This window comes from Streptomyces sp. NPDC047315 (assembly GCF_040643215.1).
In the GTDB taxonomy this organism is placed as follows: domain Bacteria; phylum Actinomycetota; class Actinomycetes; order Streptomycetales; family Streptomycetaceae; genus Streptomyces.
On sequence record NZ_JBEYTZ010000016.1, the window covers coordinates 39,912 to 51,801 of the forward strand.

General features: G+C 72.9%; 9 protein-coding genes. 4 read left to right on the forward strand and 5 right to left on the reverse strand.

From position 1 onward, the window contains the following. Positions 1-54 precede the first annotated feature (54 nt). The 3 genes from ABZ842_RS19790 to ABZ842_RS19800 all read right to left on the reverse strand — a co-directional run bounded on the left by ABZ842_RS19790 (position 55) and on the right by ABZ842_RS19800 (position 3,191). Entirely contained in the window at positions 55-1,485 is a 1,431-nt protein-coding gene (locus ABZ842_RS19790) for an MFS transporter (RefSeq protein ID WP_361538103.1), read from the reverse strand. 429 nt (positions 1,486-1,914) lie between these two features. Then, positions 1,915-2,769: an NAD(P)H-binding protein gene (locus ABZ842_RS19795; protein ID WP_361538105.1), complete on the reverse strand. Its 855-nt coding sequence runs from the start codon at positions 2,767-2,769 to the stop codon at positions 1,915-1,917. After that, a complete protein-coding gene (locus ABZ842_RS19800) occupies positions 2,766-3,191 on the reverse strand; it encodes a nuclear transport factor 2 family protein (protein ID WP_361538107.1) in 426 nt (141 codons plus the stop codon). Before ABZ842_RS19800 ends, ABZ842_RS19795 begins: the two co-directional genes overlap by 4 nt. 87 nt (positions 3,192-3,278) lie before the next feature. Here ABZ842_RS19800 and ABZ842_RS19805 point away from each other — a divergent pair, with 87 nt between their 5' ends. Then, the gene (locus ABZ842_RS19805; protein WP_361538109.1) at positions 3,279-3,902 is read left to right on the forward strand and encodes a TetR family transcriptional regulator; all 624 of its coding nucleotides are present in this window, start codon (positions 3,279-3,281) and stop codon (positions 3,900-3,902) included. 59 nt (positions 3,903-3,961) lie between these two features. Here the strand turns inward: ABZ842_RS19805 and ABZ842_RS19810 are convergent, their stop codons facing one another. Continuing rightward, entirely contained in the window at positions 3,962-4,885 is a 924-nt protein-coding gene (locus tag ABZ842_RS19810; RefSeq protein WP_361538111.1) for a MurR/RpiR family transcriptional regulator, read from the reverse strand. Positions 4,886-5,129: 244 nt separating this feature from the next. On the opposite strand from ABZ842_RS19810, the gene ABZ842_RS19815 reads away from it, so the two are divergent. From ABZ842_RS19815 to ABZ842_RS19825, 3 genes are all read left to right on the forward strand, one after another. Next, positions 5,130-5,597 (forward strand): nuclear transport factor 2 family protein, encoded by a 468-nt coding sequence (locus ABZ842_RS19815; RefSeq protein ID WP_361538113.1) that lies wholly within the window; start codon positions 5,130-5,132, stop codon positions 5,595-5,597. Positions 5,598-5,695: 98 nt separating this feature from the next. Further along, positions 5,696-8,137, forward strand: a complete 2,442-nt coding sequence (locus ABZ842_RS19820) for a SpoIIE family protein phosphatase (protein ID WP_361538300.1) — start codon at positions 5,696-5,698, stop codon at positions 8,135-8,137. A 139-nt stretch (positions 8,138-8,276) separates the two neighbouring features. Next, a complete protein-coding gene (locus ABZ842_RS19825) occupies positions 8,277-11,378 on the forward strand; it encodes a glycoside hydrolase family 38 C-terminal domain-containing protein (protein WP_361538115.1) in 3,102 nt (1,033 codons plus the stop codon). Between the two features lie 60 nt (positions 11,379-11,438). Here the strand turns inward: ABZ842_RS19825 and ABZ842_RS19830 are convergent, their stop codons facing one another. Further along, entirely contained in the window at positions 11,439-11,873 is a 435-nt protein-coding gene (locus ABZ842_RS19830) for a DUF6299 family protein (protein WP_361538117.1), read from the reverse strand. Positions 11,874-11,890 lie beyond the last annotated feature (17 nt).

Here is an 11,890-nt window from a genome sequence, read left to right on the forward strand (position 1 = left end):
GCACATCTGGTGCGGGCGGGGGTTCTGCAGTCGTCGAACGCTACGGGGACCACCTCACTTCGCGCTCCCCACCGGCTGCTGCTCCGCCGTCGCCCCTGCCGCGGAGGGGGCGGAGCGCATGAAGACCGCGGTGAGGACCCCACCGGCCGCCGCGATCGCCGCAGCTCCGACGAAGGCGGCGCTGAAGCCGTCGGTCAGGGCGGGCAGGTCGCCCAGCTCCCCGGCGCCCTGCGAGGTGGCGACCGCGGTCAGGGCGGCGAGGCCCAGGGCGGAGCCGACCTGGTAGGTGGTGTTCACGATGCCGGAGGCGAGGCCGGCCTCCTCCTGGCGCACCCCGGAGATCGCGGACATCATCGCCGGGATGTACGCGAGGGACATGCCCGTCGCGGCGACCAGCGACGCCGGCAGGACGTCCACCAGGAAGGTGCCCGTCGGCTCGACCGCGGCGAGCCACGCCAGGCCCGCGGCCAGCACCAGCAGACCTCCGGAGATCAGCGGCTTGGCGCCGAAGCGGCCCAGCAGCCGGGCGGTGATGAGCGTCATGAAGAGCATGAGGAGACCGGTCATCGGCAGGAGGGCCGCGCCGCTGGCGAACGCCCCGTAGCCGAGCACCTGCTGAAGGTAGAGGTTGAGGAAGTACCACATCGGGATCCAGGCCGCACCGAGCAGCGTCATCGCCAGGTTGGAGATGCCGAGGCCGGGGGTGCGCCACACGCCGAGCGGCATCAGGGGTGCCTTGACGGACTTCTGGAGGACGAGGAACAGGCCCAGGAGGACGGCCGCGCCGAGCAGTTGCAGCACGGTCCCGGTGGCGCCCCAGCCGATCTCCGGCGCCCGGACGACGGCGAAGACCGCGAGGGCGAGACCGGCGGTGACGGCCGCGGCGCCCAGTACGTCGACGGCTCCGCGCCGGGAGGCGGCGGCGGGCAGCAGTCCGGTCGCGGCCAGGGTGGCGATGCCGATCGGTACGTAGATGATGAAGATCCACGGCCAGCTCGCCCACTCGGTGAAGACGCCGCCGAGGAAGACGCCCGCGGTGCCGCCGGCCGGTGCCGCGGCGCCGTAGAGCGCGAGGGCCTTGCCGAGTTCCTTCGGGTCGTGGCTGAAGAGCATCATCAGCAGCGTCATCGACGCCGGGGCGATCAACGCGCCGCCCACGCCCTGCACGGCGCGGCCGACGACCTCGACCCAGGCCGTGGTCGCCGCGGCGGCGACCACCGATCCGGCGATGAGGACCACCCAGCCGGTGACGAAGATCCGCCGGGCTCCGAGCAGGTCCGACAGCCGGCCGCCGAGGAGCAGCAGCCCGCCGAAGGCGATGACGTAGGCGTTGAACACCCACTGCAGGTCTTCCGGTGCGAAGCCGAGGTCGCGCTGCATTTCCGGGAGCGCCACGCCGATGATCGAGGTGTCCATGATGACCATGAACTGAGCGGTGGCCAGCACCAGAAGTGCCCACCAGCGCCGTGGGTTGACGGTTGGCATTGCCGTTTCCTCCCCTAAGAGCTTGATACCCCTGGGGGGTATCTTTCGAAGCTGAGGGGACTATACCCATGGGGGGTATCCAGTGCAAGGGGTGATCATGGTGAATCGCCCGGGCTGAGGGCTGCGTTCGGATCGCGCGGCCGGCGATGGGCTCAAGGCGGGCTCGCGGCGGGGCGCAGAAAACGTGGCGGCCCCGGCCCAGGGGTAGGCCGGGACCGCCAGGGTTGGGCATCCGTAGGGGTCGGAGGCCCGAACGGAACACCGTGAAGGTGACGCGAGGAGGGAGCGTCACGTGCCGGTGCCCGAGATCTGGGTGGCGCGCGGGGTCTCATGATCCCTTGATCTCGGCGGGAAGTAAATATATATACCGTCCAGTGAATGGGGGTATGAAAAAATTCATGCATGCTGGCGCATGAATGCCCCTGTTCTTCACATCGGACTGAGGCGCCGCATCTCCCCCTCAAGGAGGGCCCGCAAGGAGCGCGGGGGGCGACCGGTCAGGCGCTGGACGGTGTCGGTGGTGCGGTCCTCCGCCCCTTCGGCGATGGTGCGGTCCATGTCGGCCAACATCGCCGCGAACTCCACCGGCACCTGCGCCGCGAGGCGATCGCGCAACTGCTCGTGGGACAGTCGGCGGTGGACCACGGGACGGCCGGTGACCTCGGTGACGAGCGCGGCGACGTCGTCGTGGCTGAGCGCCTCGGGTCCGGTGAGGACGAGATCGGCGTTGGGAGCCTCCCTGTCGGTCAGGGACCGGACGGCGACGGCCGCGATGTCCTCGGCGTCGACGAAGCCGACCCGGCCGCCTTCGGCGGCGGTCCAGACGGTGCCGTCGTCGCGGATGCTGCGGGCGTGCGCGTGCGTGCCGGTGAAGTTCTGCATGAACCACGAGGGCCGCAGCACCGCCCACTGCTCGAAGAGGTCGGGCAGGGCCCGGTGCACCGCTCCCACTGCCGGGCCGCCTTCGGGGACGGCCGAGGAGCTGAGCAGCACCGCGCGGTGCACGCCGGCGGTGCGGGCCTGTTGGAGGAACGGCAGCATGACCGCCGCGGGGTCGTGGTCGCCCACGGGCGGTACGAGGTAGACGTGGTCGACGCCGTCGACGGCGGCTGCATGGGTGGCGGGGTCGTGCCAGTCGAAGCGGACCGGCTCGGCGCCGGCGATGGGGGTGGCCCGACGGCTGGCGGCTTTGACGCGGCGGCCCGCGGCCGTCAACTGCGCGGCGGTACGGCTTCCGGTGGTGCCGGTGGCGCCGATGACCAAAGTGGTGCCGGCGGTGGTCATCGGCCGCTCCCGGTGAAGTCGGCGCCGGGCTCCTGGGCGGCGAGGGGGTTCCAGTAGTCGCGGTAGGAGGTGAAGTGCCCGTCCCGAACGGTCACGACGGCGATGTAGGTCATGTCGAAGGGGGCGCCGCTCGCCACCAGGCGGCCGACGCCGCGCATCTCGACCACGACGGTCCGCGGATCGGTGGTGTGGTGGATCTGCAGTTCGGGGAAGTCGTGCAGGTCGATGGTTTCGGGGTAGCGGCGCATGTAGGCGGCGATGGCCTCCTTGCCCTCAAGCTCCCGGGGCCAGCCGTCGGGGGCGAAGGGGAACTGCATGAGGCCGTCCTCGGCCCACAGGTCGACCCATGCGGGAATGTCCTTGTCGAGCAGCAGTCGCAGGCTGTGGCGGTAGAGATCCGCCGGGGAGGTCGGTGCGGACATGGGTGTCCTCCAGTCGTAGAATCCGGACCACGGGTCCGTTTCAACTATATGGACCGCGGGTCCGTTTTTACAGGTGGAAGGAGCGGCATGTCCGAACGCCAGTCGTCCCGCAAGGACGCCGTCCGCAATCGAGAGGCCGTGCTCGCGGCTGCCGACGCCCTCTTCGCCCGCCGCGAGAGCCCGGAGGACGTCACCATGGCCGACGTCGCGGCAGCGGCCGGCGTCGGCAAGGGCACGCTCTTCCGGGCCTTCGGCGATCGCGCCGGGCTGCTCCGCGCGCTCTACGGGGCACGGCTCGAACCGATCGGGCGGGCCGTCGAGTCCGGCCCGCCGCCGCTGGGACCCGCGACGCCGCCGCGAGATCGCGTACCCGCCCTGCTCGATGCCGTCCTGTGCTTCAAACTCGACAACCGGCGCCTCGCGCTGGCCCTGGAGGAAGGCGGGGGTGGAGGCGGCGGCAGCCCGTACCGGGCGGAGCATTACGAACGGTGGCACGGCCTGCTCCGAGCCGTACTGGAGCAGCTCCCCGGCCTGGCCGACAGCGACTTCACCGCCCACGCCCTGCTCGCCGCCACGCGGGCCGACCTCGTCGAGCACCTGGCCGGAGAAGAGCGCGTTCCGCGGGAGGAGATGCGGCGGCAACTGGCGAACTTCGTCGCCGCGGTCCTGGCCTCCGGCCCACTGTCGCCAGGGCCGACCGCCGAGGAGTGATCGAGGGTCAGGCGAATTCTTGAGCGGCGGGGCCGCTCGGTGGGTGGGCGAAGAGAAGGTCAGTCGTCGAGGAAGAAGTCATGCTGCTCGGCGGCGTGTTCGTAGCTTTCGAGCCGGATCTGCGTGCGCTGCGGATCGGCGTCCGCCATGGCCTGGAGGAGGGCGGCCGAGAGCACCCCGGGCGCCGCGTACGAGTCGAAGACCAGCCGTGATCCGGTGGAGGCCACCAGCGTCTCGTCGGCCTCCTCGGTCAGCGGGCCGAGCGCCACGTCGGTGATCAGGGCGACCTTGAGGCCGGCGGAGCGGGCCGCGCGGATGGCGCCCAGGGTCTCGTTGGCGTGCCGCGGCATGGCGAAGGCGAGCACCCAGGTGCCGCCGGCCGCCCGCGACTGGAGCAGGGCGTCGTACGCCACGCTCCCGCCGCGCGTCACGGTGCGCACGTCGGGGTGGATGCGCCGCGCCGCGTAGGCGAAGTACTCCGCGAGGGACGCCGAGATCCGCAGGCCGAGGATGGTCAGCGGCACCGAGCGGGCCAACTCGCGGCCGATGTCCAGCACTTGGTCGGTGTCGGCGAGCAGTCGTCTGAGGTGCTCCAGGTTGGAGATCTCCGCGTCCACCGCCGCCTGGAGTTCGTTGCGCCTGATCTCCTCGCGGGCCTCCGGCATGCCCGCGATGGCGCTCAGGGCGATGGGTTGGAGGGCTTCCCGCAGGGCCGGGTAGCCGCTGAAGCCCACCGAGGAGGCGAAGCGGGTCACCGATGGCTGACTGACCCCGACCCGGTCGGCGAGATCCGTGATCGACAGGAACGCCGCCTCGGTGAGGTGGTCGGCGATGTACTGCGCGATGCGCCGCTGACCCGGTGAGAGGCGGTGGCCGCCGAAGAGCGCGAGGACCCTGTCCGTGGGGGCGGGCCCGGCTTCGGAACCCGGCCCTCCCGGCGTGATCGCAGACGCCTGTGCGCGTGCCTGCTGATCTGATGGCACCGGTGTCACTCCTTCTCGTCCCACTCCCGCTCAACATAGCCCAGACGGCGCGGCGCGCAGAGGGTGCGGGCGTCCGTCGAGGCGACGCATCTCAGATACCGGACGGTACGTGGACGCCCCGGAGGGCACGAACCGTCGAGGCCGGGGCGGTGTTTGCGTGAGAACGCTCGTTCTCGTACGCTGTGGAGACGTGAAGAGAACGATCGTTCTCTCCGCTTCACCCTGTCTCGCCACGAGGAGAGCCATGTCCACGAAGCCACCGCTGCCGCCCTTCACCCACGAGTCCGCCGTCCGGAAGGCCCGCCTCGCCGAGGACGCCTGGAACAGCCGCACCCCCGAGACGGTCGCCCTCGCCTACACCCCCGAATCGCGCTGGCGCAACCGCTCCGATTTCGTCACCGGCCGCGCGCAGATCGTGGCCTTCCTGACCCGCAAGTGGGCCAGGGAACTCGACTACCGACTGATCAAGGAAGTCTGGGCGTACGACGGCAACCGCATCGCCGTGCGCTTCGTCTACGAGTGGCGCGACGAAACCGGCGCCTGGTACCGCTCCCACGGCAACGAGAACTGGGAGTTCGACGCCGACGGCCTGATGAGCGCCCGCCACGCCAGCATCAACGACGTGCCCATCGAGGAGTCCGACCGCCTCTTCCACTGGCCGATCGGCCGTCGCCCCGACGACCACCCCGGGCTGACCGACCTCGGGCTCTGACCCGGCCCGTCACCCGACTGCGATGAGATGCGCCGCGCCGGCGCCGGGGCAATGCTGATTGTGTGACCTGGTACGGGGCGACCGGGGGCACCCCGCCGCTGCGGCGCCGGGCTGCCCCCGGCACACCGAGGGGCGGCGGCAGCGGGCCGGGCCGACTGGAACTCGAACTCGCCCAGGCGGCCGTCGCGGCCGTCGAGGCGGTCGGCGGCCACGCCGCCGCGGTCTATCTGCGCTCGTCGACGCCCGACCTGCTCAGGCTCGCCGTCCTCGCGGGCCTGCCGAGCACCCTCTTCCGTCCCTGGTGGCGGGCGCAGGTGAACCGGCCCCTGCCCGTGTCCGAGGTCCACCGGTCGGGACGGGCCATCCACTTCGCGGACGCGGAGGAGGCGATGCGACGCTTCCCCCAGCTCATGGCCGGTCTGCCGTTCCCTTTCGGGGCGATGTACGCGCCGCTCGCCGTCCGGGCGCAGAAGTTCGGGGTGCTGACGGTGCTGCGCCGGGCCACCCCCGGGCGCCCGGTCACCGTCGACGACCGGCACCGGATCCGCACCGCGGCACACCGGCTCGCCGCCGCCCTCGGCGCCCTCGCGGACGAGGGGGTGCCCGTGGAGTGGGAGGGCGAGCCGCTGTCCGTGCAACTCCCCGCGCTCAACGCGCCGCCCGTGCGCACCGGTCGCTGCGGCTGGGACCTGGACGGCGGGGAGTTCACCGCCGACGAGGGGATGCGCGCCGTCCTCGGCCCGGTGCGCGCGGACTCGGCGGGCACCCTCGCGGAGCTGACCGACCGGCTGTCGCCCGAGGACGCCCTCGGGCTGTGGGCGCTGGCCCGGCAGGTCGCCGCGCTGGAGCGCCCCGTACCCCGTCGGATCCGGCTGCGCGGCCCCGAAGGGTTGGCCCACCTGGTCGAGGTCTCCGCCGTCGACACCCGGCTCGACGGATCCCTGGTCGACCTCACCGGCGGCCCGCCGGTGACCGAGGCGAGCGACCGACTGCCGTACGGAGTCCTCTCGCTCGACCGCCTGTGCCGCATCACCTACCTCAACACCAGCGCCGAGACCCTGGTGGGCCGCGCGCGGCCGGACCTGATGGGCCGCGTCCTGTGGGAAGCGCTGCCCTGGCTCGCCCCCGGCTCCCACGAGGACCACTACCGGGCCGCGCTGATCTCCGAGACCGACGCGTCCTTCGTGGCCCGCCGCGCGGAGGGGGAGTGGCTGGAGGTCCGGTTGCACCCCGCCCACGACGGGATGACCGCCACGCTCGCCCCGGCGAAGAGCCCGGACGCCGCGCCGCCCGCGCCGGCCGTCCTCGACCCCGTCGCCCCCGGAGCCCTGTCCGAGCGCTCCAGCGCCCTGTACCGACCGGTCGCCCTCGCCATCGCCCTCACCGAGGCGGTCACGGCCCGGCAGGTCTCCGCCGTGGTGACCGAGGAACTGCTACCGGCCTTCGGCGGCCGTCAGTTGGCGATCTACCTGCTGCACGAGCGGCACCTCTTCCTGGCCTGGGAGACCGGGTTCCCGCACGGCTTCCTCGACCGCTTCGACGGGGTGGGCCTGGACGCCCGGCTGCCCGGCGTCGAGACCCTGACCTCCGGGCGCCCGATCTTCTTCGAGTCCATGGAGCACCTGGCCGCCGCGTACCCCGGCATCCCGCTGGACGCCCACGTCGGCGCCCGGGCCTTCCTGCCCCTGATCGCCTCCGGCCGGCCCGTCGGCTCCTGCATCCTCGGCTTCGACCAGCCGCGCACCTTCAGCTCCGAAGAGCGGACCGTCCTGACCGCCCTCGCCGGGCTGATCGCCCAGGCGCTGGAGCGGGCCCGGCGCTACGACACCGAGGCCGCCGTCGCCCGCGGCCTCCAGGACGTCCTGCTGCCGCACCGACTGCCCACCCTCGACACGGCCGGCACCGTCGGGCGCTACCTTCCGGGCACCCAGGGCATGGAGGTCGGAGGCGACTGGTACGACGTGGTGGAGACCGGTGACCGGATCGCGCTGGTCATCGGGGACGTCCAGGGGCACGGCGTGGCCGCAGCCGCCACCATGGGGCAAGTGCGCAGCGCGGTGCGGGCCTTCGCGCTCAGCGGCCACGACCCCGAGCAGGTGGTCAGCGGCACCAACCGGCTGCTGATCGACCTCGATCCGGGCCAGTTCGCCAGTTGCTGCTACGTCGTCCTCGATCCGGCGACCGGTCGGACCCAGGCCGTACGCGCCGGGCACCCCCAGCCGCTGCTGCGCCACCCGGACGGCCGTACCGAGGTCCTCGACCTGGCCGGCGGGGTCGTCCTCGGCGTCGACCCCGCCGCCGCGTACCCCGTCACCGAGACGGTGCTGGACGCGGGCGCGGTCCTCGCCCTGTACACCGACGGCCTGGTGGAGCGGCCGGGCCAGGACATCGACTCGGGCGTCGAGACCCTGCGCCGTGCCCTCGCCGACTGCGGGGACGGCCCGCTGCACCAGACCGCGGACCTGCTGATCCGCGAGGCACGGCGGAGCGCGGACCGCCCCGACGACATCGCGCTGCTGCTGGCGACGCGTTGGGCGTGAGGGCCCGCCGTGGCTCAAGTGCGGCGGGCGAGGTTCGGAAGTGATCGTTCCGGCGGTCTTGACGCCGTGCGGCGCGCCCTTGCAGGGTCGGCTGCGTGTCTGACAACGCTGTCACGCAACTCTCCACCCGGGAGCCCTCATGCATGACGACCGCACCCTCGTCGAGGCCCGTCTGCGGCGGGTCCTGGACGAACGCGTCCGGCCCGCGATCCACCCCGCGTCCGTACCGCTGGACGTGGCGGTGTGGCACGCCCCCGGTGAACCCGTGCCGGTCCACGAGGGGCTCACGGCCCCGGTCCGGCCCGTCGCGGTGGGCGAGTGGTGGGGCGCCCCCTGGGGGACCAGTTGGTTCCGGGTGACCGGGACCGTCCCCGAAGCCTGGGCGGGCCGCACCGTCGAGGCGCTCCTCGACCTCGGCTTCGACGCCGACCTGCCCGGCTTCCAGTGCGAGGGCCTGGTGTACCGGCCCGACGGGGGCCCCGTGAAGGGGCTCAATCCGCGCAATGCGTGGGTGCGCGTCGGATCGCCCGCGGTCGGCGGGGAGGACGTGCGGCTGCACGTCGAGGCCGCGGCCAATCCGGTGATCCTCGGCGACCGGCCGTTCGCGTTCGCGCCCACCCCGCTCGGCGATCCGCGGACCGCCGGCCACGCACCGCAGTACCGGCTGGGCCGCATGGACCTCGCCGTGTTCGACGAGACCGTGTGGCACCTGGCCATGGACCTGGAGGTGCTCGACGAGCTGATGCGGGAGCTGCCCGTGGACGGCGAACGCCGCCACGAGGTCCTGCGGGCGCTCTCGCGCGCGCTGGACGCCCTCGACCTCCAGGACGTGAACGGCACCGCCGACGCCGCCCGGAGCTTCCTGCGGGGCGTGCTCGGCTCACCCGCCGTGGCGTCCGCCCACCGGATCAGCGCCGTGGGGCACGCCCACATCGACTCCGCCTGGCTGTGGCCGCTGCGGGAGACCGTGCGCAAGGTGGCCCGTACCGCGGCGAACATGACCGCACTGATCGAGGCCACCGCGGACGACGCAGCCACCACAGGTGACGCAGATGACGACGCCGGCGGCCGTTTCGTCTTCGCCATGTCCCAGGCCCAGCAGTTCGCCTGGCTCAAGGAGCACCGGCCCGAGGTGTACGCGAAGGTCACCGCGGCTGTCGCGGACGGTCGCTTCGTGCCCGTCGGCGGCATGTGGGTGGAGTCCGACACGAACATGCCCGGCGCCGAGGCCATGGTCCGTCAGTTCGTCCACGGCCAGCGCTTCTTCCTCGCCGAGTTCGGCGTGGAGTGCACCGAAGCGTGGCTCCCCGACACCTTCGGGTTCGCCGCCGGACTGCCGCAGATCCTGCGGGCCGCGGGCGTCACCCGGCTGCTGACCCAGAAGATCTCCTGGTCCCGGACGAACTCCTTCCCCCACCACACCTTCCAGTGGGAGGGCATCGACGGCACCCGGATCTTCACCCACTTCCCCCCGGTCGACACCTACACCTGTGCCCTCACGGGCGCCGAGGTCGCCCACGCGGCGCGCTCCTTCAAGGAGAAGGGCGCGGCGCGCCACTCCCTGGCCCCCACCGGTTGGGGCGACGGCGGGGGCGGCACCACCCGGGAGATGGTCGCCAAGGCCGCCCGGCTGCGCAGCCTGGAGGGCTCGCCGACGGTCAGGTGGGAGCGCCCCGCCGACTTCTTCGACCGGGCCGAGGCCGAGTACGTCGAACCTCCGGTGTGGGTCGGCGAGTTGTACCTGGAGCTGCACCGCGCCACCCTGACCAGCCAGGCCCGCACCAAGCAGGGCAACCGCCGCAGTGAACACCTGTTGCGGGAGGCCGAGTTGTGGGCCGCGACCGCCGCCGTGCGGACCGGGTTCCGCTATCCGTGCGAGGCCCTGGACCGGCTGTGGAAGACGGTGCTGCTGCACCAGTTCCACGACATCCTGCCCGGCTCCTCGATCGCCTGGGTCCACCAGGAGGCCGAGGCGCAGTACGCGGCGGTGGCGGCCGAACTCGACGCCGTGGTGACCGCTGCCCAGCGCGCCCTCGCGGGCGACGCCGCGGCCGGGGTGCCGCTGGTGTTCAACGCGGCCCCGCACGAGCGCCACGGGGTGCCCGCCGGCGCCGCCGCCCCGGCCACCACCGGCGGCGGCACCCGGCTGACCGCCCGCGACGGCGGCGGATACGTGCTCGACAACGGCCTGTTGGAGGTGGCGATCGACGGCCGGGGCCTTGCCGTCTCCGTCTACGACATCGGCGCCGAGCGCGAGACGGTGGCGCCCGGCGCGGCCGTCGGACTGCTCCAACTCCACCCCGACGCACCCGTGATGTGGGACGCGTGGGACGTGGACGCGTACTACCGCAACACCGTCACCGACCTGACGGGCTTCGACGAGGTGACGCCCGTCATCGAGGGCCTGTCGGCGGGGGTGCGGGTGGTCCGGAGCTTCGGCGAATCCCGCGTCACCCAAACCCTGACGCTGAGCGCGGGCGCCAAGCGCCTCGACGTGGCGACCGAGGTGGACTGGCGGGAGACGGAGAAGATCCTGAAGCTGGCGTTCCCGCTGGACGTGCACGCCGAGCGGTACGCCGCCGAGACCCAGTTCGGCCACGTGTACCGCCCCACCCACACCAACACCAGTTGGGAGGCGGCGAAGTTCGAGGCGTGCAACCACCGCTTCGTCCACCTGGAGGAGGGCGGCTGGGGCGCGGCGGTGGTGAACGACGCCACGTACGGCCATGACGTCAGCCGTACCGTGCGCGCCGGCGAGCGGGGCACGGCGACCGTGGTGCGGGCCTCCCTGCTGCGGGCGCCGCGCTTTCCCGACCCGACGACGGACCGGGGCGTCCACCGCTTCCGACATGCCCTGGTGCCGGGGGCGACGATCACCGACGCGGTGCGCGAGGGCTTTCGCATCAACCTGCCGGAGCGGGTGGTCGTCGGCACCGGACCGGTGGCGCCGCTGGTGACCGTGGACCGGGACGGTGTGGTCCTCAGCGCGGTGAAGCTCGCGGACGACGGCAGCGGCGACGTGGTCGTACGGCTCTACGAGGCGCGCGGCGGGCGGGCCCGGGCCGCGGTCGCCCTGGGCTTCGACGCCGCCGACGTACGGGCGGCCGACGCCTTGGAACGCCCGTTGGCGAACCGGGGCCCGGTGGAGCGCACGGGGCGCGACGTGACGGTGGAGCTGCGCCCCTTCGAGTTCGTCACCCTGCGGTGCGTACGGGAGCCGGCGCAGGGCGCGGACGGCTGACGGGCTCGACGCCGCGCCCCCGCACTGCTGCGAGGCGGTGCGGGGGCGCGGGGCGGATCCTCAGCGGCGCAGCGTCAACGCGTTCTCCCCGTAGGTGATGACGTGGGGGATGGGCAGTCCGCGGGAGAGGTCCAGCTCGACCATGGCGGCCTCGCCGCGCGCAGCGCCGGGGACGAAGGCGCCGGAGTTCGCACGTCCGCTGCTGGTCCAGGAGTGCACGCGGTCGTCGCAGGTCGCGATGGTGCCGTCGGTGTCGGCCCGGGTGCCGGCCTGGAGCGCCTTGACGCCGATCAGGACGGGTCCGGAGCGGAGCGAGGAACAGCGGTAGGTGCCGGTGAGGGTGACGGCGCCGTCCTTCGCGAGGCGTGCGACGGGGTCGACGGTGATGGTGTCGGGGGCGAACTGCGCGCTGGCGGTGCCGGGCGTCAGCCCGGTCGCGAGGGCGGCGGCGAGGGTGAGCGACGTCAGGAGTGCGCCGCGTCGAGCGTTGATCATGCCGACCCAACGAGCCG